Source organism: Oribacterium sp. FC2011, from assembly GCF_000701645.1.
Lineage (GTDB): Bacteria > Bacillota > Clostridia > Lachnospirales > Lachnospiraceae > Oribacterium.
Genome location: NZ_JNJM01000001.1, coordinates 44,117 through 60,775, shown reverse-complemented (window position 1 = coordinate 60,775; position 16,659 = coordinate 44,117). Strand labels below are relative to the sequence as shown.

At 43.6% G+C, this 16,659-nt stretch carries 13 protein-coding genes; 12 read left to right on the top strand and 1 reads right to left on the bottom strand.

The window, feature by feature from the left end:
• Positions 1–139: 139 nt before the first annotated feature.
• Complete coding sequence (locus T357_RS0100235) at positions 140–334, bottom strand: hypothetical protein (RefSeq protein ID WP_031547445.1); 195 nt, start codon at positions 332–334, stop codon at positions 140–142.
• Positions 335–420: 86 nt separating this feature from the next.
• Here T357_RS0100235 and T357_RS0100230 point away from each other — a divergent pair, with 86 nt between their 5' ends.
• The 12 genes from T357_RS0100230 (at position 421) to T357_RS0100175 (ending at position 16,657) form a co-directional block, all read left to right on the top strand.
• A complete protein-coding gene (locus tag T357_RS0100230; protein WP_049962161.1) occupies positions 421–1,323 on the top strand; it encodes a S1 RNA-binding domain-containing protein in 903 nt (300 codons plus the stop codon).
• Positions 1,324–1,545: 222 nt separating this feature from the next.
• Positions 1,546–2,868, top strand: a complete 1,323-nt coding sequence (locus T357_RS0100225; protein ID WP_081827970.1) for a PP-loop family protein — start codon at positions 1,546–1,548, stop codon at positions 2,866–2,868.
• Between the two features lie 218 nt (positions 2,869–3,086).
• Entirely contained in the window at positions 3,087–3,977 is an 891-nt protein-coding gene (locus T357_RS0100220; RefSeq protein ID WP_031547439.1) for a radical SAM protein, read from the top strand.
• A gap of 187 nt (positions 3,978–4,164) precedes the next feature.
• Positions 4,165–4,806 carry an RpiB/LacA/LacB family sugar-phosphate isomerase gene (locus tag T357_RS0100215; protein WP_029200298.1) on the top strand — a complete coding sequence of 214 codons (642 nt, stop codon included), beginning with the start codon at positions 4,165–4,167 and terminating at the stop codon, positions 4,804–4,806.
• A 215-nt stretch (positions 4,807–5,021) separates the two neighbouring features.
• Positions 5,022–7,646, top strand: coding sequence for a transglycosylase domain-containing protein (locus tag T357_RS0100210; RefSeq protein WP_049962160.1), 2,625 nt, complete (start codon positions 5,022–5,024; stop codon positions 7,644–7,646).
• Between the two features lie 86 nt (positions 7,647–7,732).
• Entirely contained in the window at positions 7,733–8,347 is a 615-nt protein-coding gene (locus T357_RS0100205) for a YigZ family protein (protein WP_031547435.1), read from the top strand.
• Positions 8,348–8,403: 56 nt separating this feature from the next.
• Positions 8,404–10,239 carry a translational GTPase TypA gene (typA, locus tag T357_RS0100200; RefSeq protein WP_031547433.1) on the top strand — a complete coding sequence of 612 codons (1,836 nt, stop codon included), beginning with the start codon at positions 8,404–8,406 and terminating at the stop codon, positions 10,237–10,239.
• Between the two features lie 112 nt (positions 10,240–10,351).
• Positions 10,352–11,236, top strand: coding sequence for a 4-hydroxy-tetrahydrodipicolinate synthase (gene dapA, locus T357_RS0100195; RefSeq protein WP_031547432.1), 885 nt, complete (start codon positions 10,352–10,354; stop codon positions 11,234–11,236).
• Positions 11,237–11,405: 169 nt separating this feature from the next.
• Positions 11,406–12,170 (top strand): 4-hydroxy-tetrahydrodipicolinate reductase, encoded by a 765-nt coding sequence (dapB, locus tag T357_RS0100190; RefSeq protein ID WP_031547430.1) that lies wholly within the window; start codon positions 11,406–11,408, stop codon positions 12,168–12,170.
• A 145-nt stretch (positions 12,171–12,315) separates the two neighbouring features.
• Positions 12,316–13,752 (top strand): adenylosuccinate lyase, encoded by a 1,437-nt coding sequence (gene purB, locus T357_RS0100185; protein WP_031547428.1) that lies wholly within the window; start codon positions 12,316–12,318, stop codon positions 13,750–13,752.
• Positions 13,753–14,005: 253 nt separating this feature from the next.
• The gene (locus tag T357_RS0100180; RefSeq protein WP_031547425.1) at positions 14,006–15,382 is read left to right on the top strand and encodes an O-fucosyltransferase family protein; all 1,377 of its coding nucleotides are present in this window, start codon (positions 14,006–14,008) and stop codon (positions 15,380–15,382) included.
• A gap of 15 nt (positions 15,383–15,397) precedes the next feature.
• Complete coding sequence (locus tag T357_RS0100175) at positions 15,398–16,657, top strand: phosphotransferase (RefSeq protein ID WP_031547422.1); 1,260 nt, start codon at positions 15,398–15,400, stop codon at positions 16,655–16,657.
• Positions 16,658–16,659: the final 2 nt, after the last annotated feature.

Genomic DNA, 16,659 nt, shown 5'->3' with positions numbered 1-16,659 from the left:
AAGTTATTCCTTTCATTCGATTTAAATGATCACAAAAGCATCCGTGGAATACCCATTGGATTGCTTCTCAATATCCCGTGAAAAGCTATGAGTGCTTTATCGGAGATATCTTACAACTCCTTGATTTTACCAATTATTCTCAGCTGAAACAATAGAAAATACAAAGGTGATCTACTGCGATGAAAAGAAAGCCCTGAACACCTTCCGCCGCTACCGGATATGCGCCCGCATCTACGAAACCGCCGCCGCCCAAAAACGCCCAATCGAAGAAATGACAGTGGCTGCTTAGCTGCTCCAGTTGCAATAATCCCTTGATTTTTCTGGAGTAAATCATTATGTTAAAACTTCCTTTTTTGTGCTATGATATAAGGCAATAGGGCGAGTCCCGGGATTATAATGAAAAAAGAGGTACCATCGATTATGGCAGAAGAAATCAAGAACGAGAATGTTAAGACAGAAGCACAGAAGGCAGCCGAGAATGTTGCTGAAGATCTTGCGGTTACAACCGGTGATGTAAAGGATCTTGCTGTTGCGGCAGCAGCCGAGATTAAGGAAAAAGCTACGGCAGCTGTAGAGACAGTAAAGAAGGTTGCTGAGGAGAAAATCCCATCCATGGATGACTTTAAGGACGAGCTTGAGGCATCATTCAAGAAACATGCCAATGCAAAGCGCGTTGACATGAGTAAGTGGGAGAAGATTCTTGATGACTTCGAGAATAAGAATACCATTCAGGTAGAGATCGCCGAAGCTGTAAAGAGCGGTGTTACTGCTACAGTTAACGGACTCAGAGCATTTATCCCTGCTTCAAAGCTTTCACTTAACTTCATCAAGGAAGAAGAGCTGAAGGACTGGATAGGAAAGAAGCTTAATGTTCGCGTTATCACAGCTGAGCCTGAGAACAACAAGCTTGTACTTTCCGCAAGAGAAATTCTTCGTGAAGAGCAGGATAAGGCAAAGGAAGAGAAGGCTGCAAAGATTCAGGTTGGTCTCGTAACAGAAGGTACTGTTAAGACTCTCAAGGATTATGGTGCATTCGTTGACCTTGGTGATGATGTTCAGGGACTTCTCCACGTATCGGAGATTTCAAACAAGCGTGTTAAGTCACCTTCAGATGTGCTCAAGGAAGGACAGACAGTTCAGGTTCAGGTTATTGCCATCAAGGACGGAAAGATTTCTCTTTCTATGAAGGCACTTGAGGCTGAGAAGAAGGAACGCAAGGAGAAGGAAGAGCGTGACGACTTCCGCGCAAATTACAAGGAGTCAGGAGCAGCTACAGCTACACTTGGCGACCTCATGAAGAAGAATGGAATCAAGCTTAACTGATCAGTATAAAATAAAAAATGATTGCATTAGGACATCGGAATATTTTCCGGTGTCCTTTGTTTGTACTTGCCGAAATACTGCACATAACATATAATCGTCGTTGCTGTTTCGAAGAGGATAATATAGGAGCATTGTTCAAGAGATTTTTTGCAGCCTTTTATATAAAGGAAAATGTGCTTTTTCGAGAAAATGCTTTAATTGGAATTAAGAACTGAGGATTATATGGACGCAACAATCAGAGAAATAACAATAGATGAATTTGAAACCTGGCCTAAGGAGAGCTATACCCTTATAGATGTCCGGGAGGAACAGGATTTTCTTACCGGCAAGATGCCGGATGCCATGAGAGTAGATCTTGTGGATATTGCGGATAAGAATCATGTTATCCCCAAAGACAAAAAAGTTGTCCTTTACTGTAAGTACGGAGAGCTTTCCCTGGCCGCTGCCGACAATCTCGCAGATCAGGGGTATGAAGCCTACAGCCTTCAGGGAGGCTACGGTAAATGGGTGCTCCGCCAGATACAGAGAGACCTTGATTCAGAGCAGAGACGAGAAGACATTGAGAAATCACTTCGTAAGAAGTTTAAACGAAATATCTACGGCATGTTCGTGAAAGCCATCTGTGATTACAATCTGGTGGAAGAGGGAGACAAGATTGCTGTCTGCATTTCCGGCGGTAAGGATTCTATGCTTATGGCGAAGCTGTTTCAGGAGCTTAAGCGCCACAACAAGCTTCCTTTTGAGGTTGTGTACCTCTGCATGGATCCCGGCTACAATGAGGCGAACCGCAAGATCATCGAGAGAAATGCAGAGCTCATGGGTATCCCTCTTACCATCTTTGAGACTAACATCTTTGATTCGGTTTATAACATTCCAAAGTCTCCATGCTACGTCTGCGCGCGTATGAGAAGAGGATACCTTTATAAGGAAGCACAGAAGCTGGGCTGCAACAAGATTGCACTCGGACACCACTTTGATGATGTTATCGAGACCATTCTTATGGGAATGCTTTACGCCGGACAGTATGAGGCCATGATGCCAAAGCTTCACTCCACCAATTTCCCGGGTATGGAGCTCATCAGACCGCTTTATCTCGTACATGAAGCAGAGATAAAGCATTGGCGAGATTATAATCACCTTAACTTTATTCAGTGCGCCTGCCATTTTACAGCCACCTGCTCAACCTGCCACACTGACGGACAGACAAGCTCAAAGCGTCTTGAGACCAAGCACCTCATTGAAAAGCTTAAGGAAACAAACCCGTACGTTGAACGAAATATATTCAGCGCCATGGAGAATATAAGCCTCAATAAGATCCTCGGATTCAAGCGCCAGCATGTGAAGCACAGCTTCCTTGAGTGGTATGATAATGAAAACGACCTGAAGATCGGCGTCCTCACTGAAGATGAGATACACATGGAGGATGAGAAGCGAAAGGCTCAGGAGCTTCAGAAGGAGAAGGCCCGCATTGATTCCATGCCGAAATCCGAACAGGCTAGAAAGAACGCGGAAGAGAACAGAAAAAACGCTAACTTCCGAAAGTGAAATCTAATCCACCGGTAAATCCACCGGGGACGATTCTCGCTGGCGAGAACCGTCCCCGGTGGATTACTTAGTATCATGAACAGTCGATACAAGGATATTAAATCGTGTCCGGATAATACCGGTATAGAATCTTGTGGACAAATAAAGTGGTCATAAAAATGAATAAACCTGTTATTACAAAAGAAAAAGAACTAAGAGATATTCATTCATCTCACCCGATGTTGGAGCACTGCGAACTCTGCCCGAGAAAGTGCGGAGCGGAAAGAAACACCGGAAAAACCGGTGTCTGCGGAGTTTCATCAGATATATATGTTGCAAGAGCCGCACTTCATTTCTGGGAGGAGCCTTGCATCTCAGGAACCAAAGGCTCAGGTACGGTATTCTTTTCGGGCTGTACGCTTAAATGCGTCTTCTGCCAGAACTATGAGCTGAGCCATGGTGAGAACGGCAAAAGAGTAAGCATTGGCCGCCTTTCGGAAATCTTTCTGGAGCTTGAAGAAAAAGGCGCCAATAACATTAACCTGGTAACTCCGGATCACTACATTCCGGAAATCAGGGAAGCCATGATTGCTGCAAGAGATCAGGGGCTTAAAATTCCTTACGTTATAAACTGCTCCGGTTACGAGACAAGGGAGCTGATACAACTGCTGGACGGTCTCGCTGATATTTACCTTGACGATTTCAAATATATGGACTCTGAAAAAGCAAAGAAGTATTCAGGCGCCGGGGATTATCCCGAAAGAGCGAAAGAAAGCCTTGCCGAGATGGTGAGACAGTGCCCGGAGCCGGCATTTGACGATAGCGGCATCATGCAAAAAGGCGTAATAGTCCGACACCTCCTGATGCCCGGAATGGTAAAAAACGGAAAGGCTGTAGTGGACTACGTTTACGACACCTACGGTGACAATGTTTTCCTCAGCCTCATGCACCAGTTCACTCCTTTCGAACGCCTGGAAAAATATCCTGAGATAAACAGAAAAGTCACTCACCGTGAATATGAACGTCTCATAAATTATGCCATGGAAAAAGGCGTGACCCGCGCCTTCATTCAGGACGGCAGTGTTGCAAAAGAAAGCTTCATCCCTGACTGGAACGGAGAAGGAGTTTGACAGAAATCCACCGTGGACGGTTCTCACCGGCGAGAACCGTCCACGGTGGATTTCCGGTTATTATGGTTCGACTATACCGATGTATATTGTCATACAATCTTGCGATAAGCTCTTGCAATTGCCGACAAAGTGATTTAGAATGATTTTTAGTAAAACGGTTAACTTTTTGCAATTAAGGAGAAATATAATGAGAATCGCGTTAATCAATGAGAACTCTCAGGCAGGAAAAAATGCCATGATCTACAGCTCTCTCAAGAAAGTAGCAGACGAGAAGGGCTACACAGTAGACAACTATGGTATGTACAGTGCTGAAGACGAAGCACAGCTCACCTATGTTCAGAACGGAATCCTTGCAGCTGTACTTCTCAACAGCGGTGCGGCAGATTTTGTCGTAACAGGCTGCGGAACAGGCGAGGGCGCAATGCTTGCACTTAACTCATTCCCGGGCGTTATCTGCGGACATGTAGAGGATCCGCTGGATGCATTTACATTTGCACAGATCAACGATGGTAATGCTGTTGCCCTTCCTTTCGCACTTAAGTTCGGCTGGGGCGGAGACCTGAATCTCGTTTACATTTTCGAGAAACTCTTCTCACAGCCTTTCGGAGGCGGATATCCACCAGAGAGACGTGAGCCCGAGCAGAGAAACAAGAAGATCCTTGACGAAGTTCGCAGGCACACCCTGAGACAGGACCTCGTAGAAGTTCTGAAGGAACTCGATCCAGAACTTGTAAAAGGTGCTTTCCGGGGCGAAAAGTTCAAAGAGCTTTTCTTCGCCAACTGCAAGGACGAGAAAATCGCAGACTATATCAAAACACTTGTGAACTGAGTTCAAAAAATATCTTAGCTTTACGAAAGAGCAGGTCAGAGCCGGAGGGCATCCATTTAAATGGATGCCCTCCATTTGATTAAGTGAAATATATTTGTAAGCCCTGTTTCATTGCATAGGTTTGCGAGGGCTAGTATAATTAAAATGTTTTACTATGCATAAAGCAGACATATATACAAATTTAAAGTTGCTCAGGCACTTTAGGCAGGAAATAAATGACAAACTACACCAGATACAATATTGATAAAACCCTGGACGCGCTGGATAACACCAAAGGTAAGATAGGTTACCGTATCACTCACTTCTTTCAGATGAGTCTTATTATCGGAGCAGTATTCGGAAGTATCATCGCCGTTGCTTTCGGCTTTGGTATGTTCAGAGGTGTTTTGGATTCTGCACCGGACCTTAAGTCCATACATGTGGGACCCACAGCATATGCCTCCAAGGTCTATGATACTGAGGGAAACGTTACGGCAACCCTTGTACAGGAAGGGTCTAACCGTGAAAGAGTAAAATATGAGCAGATTCCTGAGGATCTGATCAATGCTTTTGTTGCCATAGAGGATGAGCGTTTCTGGGAACATAACGGAATAGACATTAAATCCATACTTCGTGCCGTAAGAGGTGTTGTTTCCGATGATTCCTCGGCCGGCGGCGGATCAACCATTACCCAGCAGCTTATAAAGAATAATGTTTTCGGCGGCGGCCTCAACGAGGGTGCCTTTGAAAAATATGTCCGAAAGTTCCAGGAGCAGTATCTGGCTCTGGAGCTTGAAAATCAGCCAAACATGACAAAAGAAGAGCTTAAGCAAAGCATTATTACCGAGTATCTGAACACCATAAATCTTGGTTCCAACACTCTCGGAGTTAAGGTTGCTGCCAGACGCTACTTTAATAAAGAAGTTAATACTCTGAATCTTTCTGAATGTGCCGTAATCGCTGCCATTACCAAAAATCCTTCAGGTCTTAACCCTATTACTCATCCAAAGGAAAATGCAGCAAGACGTGCTCAGGTTCTCTCCAATATGCTTGAGCAGGGCTATATTACAGAGGCACAGTATAATGCCGCAAAGGCTGATGATGTTTACGCACGAATAAAGGACGTAGACATTCAGAAATCTTCTCAGGTGGAGGAGCCATATTCATATTTTGTTGATGAGCTTACAGAGCAGGTTGTACAGGAGCTTCAGGACAGACTGGGTTACACAAAGGAGGAAGCTACGGATCTTCTGTATTCAGGTGGACTGAGCATTTATTCCACTCAGGATCCGAGACTCCAGGCAATAGTTGATGAAGAGGTTAATGATCCCGATAATTATGATACCGCAAAGTATTCAATCACCTGGAGATATACTGTTAAACACGATGACGGTACGATAGTCAACTATTCAGAAAGAGATCTTCTTCATTATATTAAAGATGTCAGAGGCATTTCCTTCAATGGTTTGTTTAAGTCGGAAGAGTCCGCACATAATTATATAAATGAATATAAGACAGAACTTCTTACCGATACAGATGTGGAGCTTGGTGAACGCTTTTTCACAACTTTGGAGCCACAGGTATCCTTTGTACTTATGGATCCTCATACAGGTCAGGTGAAGGCTGTAAACGGAGGACGTGGCGAGAAGCTGTTTTCGTTGTCGCTTAACAGAGCAACCAACACTTTGAGACAGCCGGGATCAACTTTCAAAGTTATTTCCAGTTTTGCCCCTGCAATAGATCTTTACGGTGCAACACTTGCCACAAGTTTCTATGACGGTGAGTATACATTGGGAACAAAGACCTTTAAAAACTGGTACAGTAAAGGATTTCTTGGATATCAGACCATAAGGGACGGAATCATTTATTCCCTTAATATCGTTGCGGTACGTTGTCTTATGGAGCAGCTGGATCCTAAAAAGGGTCGCCAGTACGCTGAGAGTCTGGGTATCACATCTCTGGTTGATGATGATGAGAATCCGGCACTTGCTCTCGGTGGTGTTACAAATGGTGTGACAAATCTTGAGCTGACTCAGGCCTATGCAACCATAGCAAACGGCGGAAAATTCAATAAAGCAAAGTTCTTTACGAAGATCATAGATCAGAACGGTAATGTAATCATCGATACAACTCTCGATGAACCGGTGCAGGCCATGAAGGCCACTACGGCATTTCTTTTAACAGACGCCATGAGCCAGTCAATGCTTCCCAACAGAGCATTTTCAGGATCCATAAATGTAAATTCCACCTCCACAAGAGCCCATTTTGACGGAATGAGTCTTGCGGGAAAATCCGGTACCACCACAAAGGATGTGGACATATGGTTTGTAGGATTTTCACCTTATTATATAGGTGGTGTATGGGGAGGCTGTGATGAAAACCAGCCACTCATTGACAATGCAAGCGGTGAGTACAACGGAGGTTCCGGTTTCCACAAGGACATCTGGCGTAAGATCATGGAAAGAGTTCATGAAGGCCTTCCGGATATCGGATTTGAGCAGCCCGAAGGCATCGTTCAGGAAAAGGTATGCCGTAAGTCAGGCATGCTCCCGTCACGTGGCTGTTATAATGATTTTCGTGGAAGTGCAGTGATAACAGAGTATTTTGCCGAAGGCACAGTTCCAAAGGATGATTGCGAGCTTCATACCAGAGGAGGAAGCATTAAAATACCTGAAGAAGAGGATCGTGGCACTGATGATGGTTATGGCTCAAGATCCAGTACTCCAACCCCGCAGATTCCGATTACGTTTGATATTCCGGTAACGGTGGAAACATCAGAACCTGAGACCAGAGAATTTGGACCAAGCGGTGCACCCGGATCAACAGGCCCCATTGAAGCTCCTGTGGTGATAGTTGGCTGATGAAGGTTCATACTTACCTGATTCTGCAGTACCACTATTATTAAATGTTTTGATTAAGATGGGTTAACATTAAAGAAACAGAGTTTATGAAGTACATTAAAGACTACGCAACAGGTGAATATGAGGAAAAGAAATCCCGTTTTATAGGCGAGGTGTTTCCTGTTAAGTCTGAGGAAGAAGCCCAGGAACATATCAATGCTGTGAGAAAGAAATATTATGATGCAAGACATCATTGCTATGCTTACGTCATCGGCGACAATTATGAGATCATGAAGCAGTCTGATGACGGGGAACCTTCACAGACTGCCGGTATGCCGATCCTTAATGTTCTGAAGGGTCAGGACATACATGATGCCCTCATGATAGTGACCCGTTACTTTGGTGGGACCCTTCTCGGGACCGGAGGACTGGTCAGAAGCTACACCAATGCTGCAAAAGCTGCCATTGACAATGCTGTGGTGCTCTCAGCGGTTGAGGGTTACAGGGCAGAAGCTGAGATTCCATATACATTGGTAGGAAAAATTAAATATTTCACGGAGACCACCGGCATTACCGAAGCGGAGGCCGAGTATGGGAATAATGTTAAAATGACCTGGCTTGTGCCTGAACTTAAGCTTGCCCCGTTTCAAAATCACATACAGGAGATATCCGGCGGCAGTATAACACTTGCAATCGAGAAATCCCGGTGGTATAATGCCTAAGATTTTTTTGTAATGAGAAGTAAATACTTCCTTAATGTAATATCTGAGGTAATAGAATGAAGCAGAAGAGAGAAAATATTCGTAACGTTGCTATCATCGCCCATGTCGATCACGGTAAAACGACTCTGGTAGATGAACTTTTAAAGCAGTCAGGTGTATTCCGTGACAACCAGGATGTAGGTATCCGTGTAATGGATTCCAACCCTCTTGAGCGTGAGAGAGGTATCACCATCCTTTCCAAGAACACAGCTGTTACATATAAGGATACCAAGATCAATATCATTGATACTCCGGGCCACGCTGATTTCGGTGGCGAGGTTGAGCGTATATTAAAGATGGTTGATGGTGCAATTCTCCTTGTTGATGCATTTGAGGGACCTATGCCTCAGACAAGATTTGTACTTCAGAAGGCTCTGGATCTCAGACTTCCTGTACTTTGCGTTATCAACAAGATCGATAAGCCACAGGCACGTCCTACAGAGGTTGAGGACGAAGTTCTCGAGCTTATGATGGATCTCAATGCTTCCGACGAGCAGCTTGACTGCCCGTTCCTTTACGCTTCCTCAAAGGAAGGTTTCGCAAAGGCTAAGCTTGATGACGAAGAGAAAGATATGGAGCCTCTTTTCCAGGCTATACTTGATTATATTCCTGCTCCTGAGGGAGATGCTGAAGCTGATACTCAGATGCTGGTTTCTACTATTGATTATAATGAGTTCGTTGGACGTATCGGTATCGGTAAGATCGAGAATGGTACACTTAAGCTCAATCAGGAAGCATTTGTAGTTAACCACCATGACCATGACAAGAAGACAAAGGTAAGAATCACAAAGCTCTATACCTTTGACGGACTTAAGAGAGTTGATGTTCAGGAAGCTTCCTGCGGTGAGATAGTTGCTATTTCCGGAATTGAAGATCTTCATGTAGGAGATACTGTTGTAACCGGTGAGGCAGAGGCTATTCCTTTCCAGAAGATCACTGAGCCTACTATTTCCATGGATTTCATCGTTAACGATTCTCCTCTTGCAGGTCAGGAAGGAAAGTTCGTTACATCAAGACATATCAGAGACCGTCTCATGCGTGAGCTTCAGACAGACGTTTCACTCCGCGTAGAGGATACAGACTCTGCAGATACATTGAAGGTATCAGGACGTGGAGAGCTTCATCTTTCTGTTCTTATCGAGACTATGCGTCGTGAGGGCTTCGAGTTTGCCGTTTCAAAGGCAGAGGTTATCTTCAAGACCAATGAGCAGGGCAAGAAGATGGAGCCTATGGAGATCGCTTACATCGACGTTCCCGATGACTGCACCGGTACTGTTATTCAGAAGCTTACACAGCGTAAGGGTGTTCTCAACGGTATGAGCCCTCTTGCAACAGGCTACACACGTCTTGAGTTCGATATTCCTTCAAGAGGCCTTATCGGTTACAGAGGCGAGTTCATGACAGATACAAAGGGTAACGGTATCCTCAACACTGAGTTTGACGGTTACGGCGAGTTCAGAGGAGAGCTTTCATATCGTCACCAGGGTTCACTTATTGCATTCGAGAACGGTGAGGCTGTAACTTACGGTCTTTTCCAGGCTCAGGCAAGAGGAACTCTTTTCATCGGACCCGGCGAGAAGGTATATTCAGGTATGGTCATCGGTCAGTCACCTAAGTCTGAGGACATCGAGCTTAATGTCTGCAAGACCAAGCACCTTACCAATACCCGTACATCATCTTCCGACGAAGCTCTCAAGCTTACACCGAAGAAGATCATGTCTCTTGAGCAGTGCATCGACTTCATCGATACAGACGAGCTTCTCGAGGTAACTCCTGAGAATCTCCGTATACGTAAGAAGATCCTTGATCCTACCCTCAGAAAGAGAGCAGGTATAGCAAGAAAGAACGGATAATACTTATAAATAAAAAATATGGCAGGCGGCAGATTTTCTGTCGCTTGTTTTTATATAGTGTTGTATAATAGGCTGAGTTTAGTGTTTAAAACCCTAAAAATCGGAGGTTATTATGGCCATATTTAAAGGAGCAGGAGTAGCTCTCATTACTCCATTTCATGAGGATGGTTCAGTAAATTACGATAAACTGGCAGAGCTCATCGAAGAGCAGGTTGAAGGCGGCACAGATGCCATCATCGCATGCGGTACCACAGGTGAGGCTTCTACAATGTCAGAAAAAGAGCATATGGACGTTGTACGTTTCATTATAGAAAAAGTTGCTCATCGTATTCCGGTTATTGCAGGCACCGGCAGTAATTGTACAGCCACTGCTATAGAGCTTTCAAAGCAGGCCGAAAAGGACGGAGCTGACGGAGTTCTTCTGGTTACACCTTACTACAACAAGGCTACACAGAACGGTCTTATCAAGCACTTTACAGCTATCGCTGACAGCATCAACATTCCTTGTATCCTTTACAATATTCCATCAAGAACCGGCGTTACCATTCAGCCGGAGACCATGGCTTATCTTTACAACAATGTAAAGAATATCGTTGGTGTTAAGGATGCTACAGGAAATATCGAGATGAGTACAAAGCTCATGACTCTCGTGGATAAGGATTTTGCTCTTTATTCAGGTGATGATGATGAGGTTGTTCCTCTTCTTGCGCTTGGCGGTTCAGGAGTTATTTCCGTACTTTCCAATGTTGCACCCAGAGAGACTCATGAGATTTGCCAGAAGTGGTTTGATGGAGACATCAAGGGTTCACTGGATGCCCAGCTTAAGGCATTTAATCTTATCAAGGCTCTTTTTGCAGAGGTTAACCCTATTCCGGTTAAGGCAGCCATGAATCTTCAGGGAAAGAAGGTAGGTTCTCTGCGACTTCCTCTTACAGAGGCATCAGATGCCACAAAGGATCTTCTCAAGAAAGAAATGGAGAAATACGGAATCCTTTGATTTTTGAAATATTAATTAATTTACAGCAGTGATCCTATATTAGATTCGATCACTGCTGTTTTTGAAAATGTATTTGATAGTAGATATATTTCTGGCTGTCAGGTGGATTGAGGGTTTTATACCTGAATGTATGTCTATATGGTTTGGGATAAAACTGAAAGGAGAGAAAATGACTAAAGTATTGATTTTCGGCGCCATGGGTGTTATGGGCAGAAATGTTGCAAATTGTGCTAAAGCTATGGACGACATCGAAATAGTTGCGGGATTGGATCGAGAGGATCATTTGGACGATCCGGCTTTTGGATTCCCTGTATACAGCAGCTTTGATAAGGTAAAAGAGGAATTTGATGTGATCATAGATTTCTCAGTGGCACCTGCCATTAACGGACTCCTTGACTATGTAGAAAAGACCGGAAAACCCTGCGTTCAGTGCACAACAGGTCTTTCAGAGGAGCAGCTTGCCCGTGTAAAGGAAATCTCAAATAAGGCTCCAATACTTAGAAGCGCCAATATGTCCATCGGTGTAAACCTTCTTCTTTCACTTGTAAAGGAAGCTGCCAGGAAGCTTTATGAGAAAGGCTTTGACATCGATATCGTGGAGCAGCATCACAGAAGAAAGGCAGATGCTCCTTCAGGTACAGCCATTGCTCTGGCAGATGCTGTAAACGAAGCTCTTGATAATAAAATGGCTTATGTTTACGATCGTTCAAGCCGTCGTGAAGCCCGTCCTCATGACGAGATTGGTGTAAGTGCTGTTCGTGGCGGAACCATCGCCGGGGTTCATGACATAATTTTTGCCGGTGAAGACGAAGTCATCACTTTCAATCACACAGCTTATTCCAGAAACATTTTTGCAAACGGCGCTCTCAACGCCGCTAAGTTCCTTAACGGAAAGGCTGCAGGACTTTATTCCATGCAGGATGTTCTGGCGTAAAAAAAAAACAAAGTGGTTTCGGATTACATCCGAAGCTGCTTTTTTATTCGACAGCTGAAAAAAAATAGTATATATTTTTAAATGTTGCGGATTAATTCATAATCCGAATCATCATTCATTTATGATTTATAAAAAGGAGATCAAGATGGCAGAACACAATCGTTACACCAGCCCACTGACAGGTCGTTACGCTTCAGAGGAGATGCAGTACATTTTCTCACAGGACAATAAGTTCCGTACATGGAGAAAGCTCTGGATAGCTCTCGCTGAGACTGAGCATGAGCTGGGTCTTAACATTACCAAAGAGCAGATTGATGAACTTAAGGCACATCAGGATGATATCAACTACGAAGTTGCCGAAGCCCGTGAGAAAGAGGTTCGTCACGACGTAATGAGCCACGTTTATGCTTACGGCGTTCAGTGCCCGACAGCAAAGGGAATCATCCATCTCGGCGCTACTTCCTGCTATGTTGGTGACAACACCGATATCATCATCATGCGTCAGGGTCTCGAGCTTGTTCGTAAGAAGCTTATCAACTGTATCAATGAGCTCAGCAAGTTCGCCATGAAGCACAAGGATCTCCCGACTCTTGCATATACACATTTCCAGCCGGCACAGCCAACCACAGTTGGAAAGCGTTCTACTCTCTGGATCAATGATCTCGTTATGGATCTTCAGGATCTGGATTATGTTCTGGATTCTCTCAAATTACTCGGTTCAAAGGGAACCACAGGAACCCAGGCTTCCTTCCTGGAGCTTTTCGACGGCGATCACGCAAAGTGCCGCGAGCTTGATCAGAAGATAGCTGAGAAGATGGGCTTCAAGTCCTGCTACCCGGTTTCTGGCCAGACCTACAGCCGTAAGGTGGATTTTCGCGTTTTAAGCATTCTCGCAGGCATTGCACAGTCAGCCCACAAGTTCACTAACGATATCCGTATGCTCCAGCATATGAAGGAGATAGAAGAGCCTTTCGAGAAGCATCAGATCGGTTCCAGTGCCATGGCTTACAAGCGTAATCCTATGCGTTCAGAGCGTATCGCATCTCTCGCTGACTATGTTATGTCAGATGTGATGAATCCAATGCTTGTGTCCAGCACACAGTGGTTTGAGCGTACACTCGATGACTCTGCAAACAAGCGTCTTTCTGTACCTGAGGGCTTCCTCGCTATCGATGGAATCCTTGATCTTTACCTTAATGTTGTGGACGGTCTTGTAGTTTATCCAAAGGTTATCCGCAAGCACCTTATGGCGGAGCTTCCTTTTATGGCTACCGAGAACATCATGATGGATGCTGTTAAGGCAGGTGGAGACCGTCAGGAGCTTCATGAAAAGATCAGACAGCTCAGCATGGAGGCAGGAAAGACAGTCAAGGAAGAAGGAAAGGATAACAATCTTCTTGAACTCATCGCTGCAGACCCAAGCTTCCATCTTTCTCTCGAAGACCTTGAGGCGAGCATGCAGCCTGAGCGTTATGTAGGACGCTCACCTAAGCAGACAGAAGATTATATTAACGAAGTAGTAAATCCGATACTTGAGGAGAATAAGGAAGTTCTCGGACTTACAGCTGAGATCAAGGTATAAAAACAACATAAAGTGACAATTCATAAATAAATCAGCCGCAGATAAGATTTGGCTTAAGCCATCTTGTCTGCGGCTGATATTTTTTTTGCAAAATTCATAACAAAAAAATAAATATCTAAATTCGGGATAAAATTTCTTTATAAATGGTATAATCCAAATGATGTAAAATTTATTGTATTACAATTTGCCAAATGAGTTTTTATTAATATGGCAGGAATCAGTAATTGCAGATTTTCAACCAGGGGGTGGATTTGTGTTTCGTATTACAGAGAGAACAGATGCAGAAGCCGAGACTTTACAGCATAGTCGCGATGTATTCAGCCAGGCGTTGAAGCTAGGAAAAAAACTTTATCATGTAACCGGAGCTTCCTTTGGAGATTATGATATCTCTTATGTCAAAAATAATGATCTGGTTCCGGAGAAGTACCGAAAGATCAAGAAGGGGACAGATATTTATCCATCATATTTAACCTACGATTCCGGAAATGTGGATAACCTTGAACTGTCACTCCTTAAGGAACACAGAATCATAGAATTTGAGGAGTTTAATGAGTATTCCATTGTTCTGGGGCAGCTTGCATTATCACATACAGATGCAGAGGTTTATTATCATGATGAGAGGATTTATGGCTTTATAGAGCCTTCAGAACGTCTCCATGTGAGTGAGACTTTTGACAGGACGGCTGAGGACGATCCTGAGCATCACACATTACATGTTGCAGACGAGTTTGTCAGTGGAACTTTGGAGGGAAGCTTTCATACCATAAGCACTATGCCGCTTTTCCATTCAGTGTTTTTCTGGCAGGATCTGGCAGGACATATCAAAGGTAAAGTCAGATATGTTGAAGTAGCTATTGCCGATAATGTAGGCATCGGTGGTGTTCTGTCCTACTATACTATGGCAAAGAAATTGTTCGCCACTAAAGGGTGGGATACATTTTTAAGGAAGAACGGTTCACGTTACCCTGATGAAATGATTCATCACTATTTTAATATTTCTGAATGTCCCGATGATGCAGATGCATCAAATACGGTCTTTATTGATAATTTCACATCGATTTCAATGACCTACCTATGCTCTAAGTGCTCGTCTGATATAGATACATCAATACTGTCAGATGTGTTCAGAAGCGAGCTTGAAGAATATGCCGAAACTGTACTCGGTGGTCACAAGGTACTGGGTATTCTTATCAGAGGCACCGATTACATTGCATCCGGCATGACGGGTGCAAGACAGATGGCTACCGTTGAGGACATGCTTCCTACCATACAGGAGTGGATCCGTGAGGATGGTTATGACAGGATATTCCTTGCTACAGAGGACCAGGATGTACTTGAAAAAATGAAGAAGGAATTTGGGGCAATGGTCATCGCTGTTTCTCAGGTGCGTCACCGTGTTTCTGATTTTGTTAATGTTAAGCTGCTCAGTGATCTCGAAAAAACTGAAGATGATTACACAGCGGTTCTGGAGGACAATACATCAAACTATTTCTATGCCCTTTATCTTTTATCCAGATGTCAGAGTCTTATGGTTTCGGGGCAGTGTCACGGCTGGACGGTTGCCAATTCTTTTAATGAAGGGCATTATTTACGTTCTTATAAATTCCAGGTCGGACTTGAAAAACATTGAAAGGAGATTTGAATCATGGAAGCTACATATGAAGGTGAAAAAGTTGCAATCAGACTTCCGGAGAAAATTTATATAGAGAATGCTCAGGAAGTAGAAAAGGAAATATTTGCCATTGAATTACCGGAGGATTATGAAAATGTTGTATTGGATGCAAGTGAGCTCAGGTACATATCTTCTCTTGGCCTCAGGATAATATTGAAATATATAAAGAAAGTAAATAATAAGGTGATCATTGACAATGTTTCAGATGATGAAGTCTTTAAAATATTTGTAGAGACCGGCTTTTCAAAGATGGTAAATGTAAGAAGGAAACCGGATTTTGTAGATGTGACAGGGCTTCAGGTTTTGGGCAAAGGTGCCATAGGAAAGGTTTATAAGCTTAATGATGAGCAGGTGTTGAAAGTATACAGTGATGGAAGATCCCGAGAGATTCTGGAGGAGGAGCTTGAAACATTCCGGGAAGTTTTTGCCATAGGCATACCTACCATGATTCCGTTCCGCATCGTTGAAACAAATGAAGGCTATGGTTTTGTTTTTGAATTTGTTAAGTCAGACCTTCTTGCCAACAGGATATCTGAAAACCCGGAAAAGATACCTGACTATTCAAAGGATATGGCAGATTTGATGAAGTACCTTGGAAACACAGAACTTGACACCGAAGTGATGAGCAGTGTTTCTAAAGTCATGGAAAGAGATTTTGATGGCATAGAGTGTCTTGTTTCAGAGAAGGATGCAGAGCTTATAAGAAGTTTTATTCGTGCAACACCCGAAAAGAATACATGTGTTCACGGGGATCTCCATGCAGGGAATATCATGCTCATGGATGAAAAGATGCTGCTCATCGATATGGATGATTTTGGGTTTGGACATCCGGTGTGGGATATGGCTCAGCTCACAGCAGTTTATCAGGAACTTATAAACGAAGAAGAGATATTCAGGAAGATGTTCTCACTTCCTGATGAGCTGCCATATGATGCTTTTGTAAAGAATATTTGTCATATGACTTCGGAGCTTGCATCAGGACTTTTTGACAGGCTTAAGACAGAGTATTTTGCAGGATTATCGGAAGAGAATAAAAATAAATGTCTTGAACTTACAAAGATATATTGTGATATCATTGCTCTTCGCTATGATTACAGAACAATCCGTGGTATAGAGGTAAATGAGGAAGTAATGAGAGCTAAAAAGGAAGTTGCTGAGTATTATCTTAGTGATATGAAAAAGCATGAAATAGCAGAGCTTCCTGAACTGTTTTCTGCGTGGAATGAAATATAAAG

Excerpts from the sequence above, each read along its gene's own strand:
- T357_RS0100235 (WP_031547445.1), bottom strand. The coding sequence starts at position 334 with ATGATTTACTCCAGAAAAATCAAGGGATTATTGCAACTGGAGCAGCTA.
- T357_RS0100230 (WP_049962161.1), top strand. The coding sequence starts at position 421 with ATGGCAGAAGAAATCAAGAACGAGAATGTTAAGACAGAAGCACAGAAG.
- T357_RS0100225 (WP_081827970.1), top strand. The coding sequence starts at position 1,546 with ATGGACGCAACAATCAGAGAAATAACAATAGATGAATTTGAAACCTGG.
- T357_RS0100220 (WP_031547439.1), top strand. The coding sequence starts at position 3,087 with ATGTTGGAGCACTGCGAACTCTGCCCGAGAAAGTGCGGAGCGGAAAGA.
- T357_RS0100215 (WP_029200298.1), top strand. The coding sequence starts at position 4,165 with ATGAGAATCGCGTTAATCAATGAGAACTCTCAGGCAGGAAAAAATGCC.
- T357_RS0100210 (WP_049962160.1), top strand. The coding sequence starts at position 5,022 with ATGACAAACTACACCAGATACAATATTGATAAAACCCTGGACGCGCTG.
- T357_RS0100205 (WP_031547435.1), top strand. The coding sequence starts at position 7,733 with ATGAAGTACATTAAAGACTACGCAACAGGTGAATATGAGGAAAAGAAA.
- typA (WP_031547433.1), top strand. The coding sequence starts at position 8,404 with ATGAAGCAGAAGAGAGAAAATATTCGTAACGTTGCTATCATCGCCCAT.
- dapA (WP_031547432.1), top strand. The coding sequence starts at position 10,352 with ATGGCCATATTTAAAGGAGCAGGAGTAGCTCTCATTACTCCATTTCAT.
- dapB (WP_031547430.1), top strand. The coding sequence starts at position 11,406 with ATGACTAAAGTATTGATTTTCGGCGCCATGGGTGTTATGGGCAGAAAT.
- purB (WP_031547428.1), top strand. The coding sequence starts at position 12,316 with ATGGCAGAACACAATCGTTACACCAGCCCACTGACAGGTCGTTACGCT.
- T357_RS0100175 (WP_031547422.1), top strand. The coding sequence starts at position 15,398 with ATGGAAGCTACATATGAAGGTGAAAAAGTTGCAATCAGACTTCCGGAG.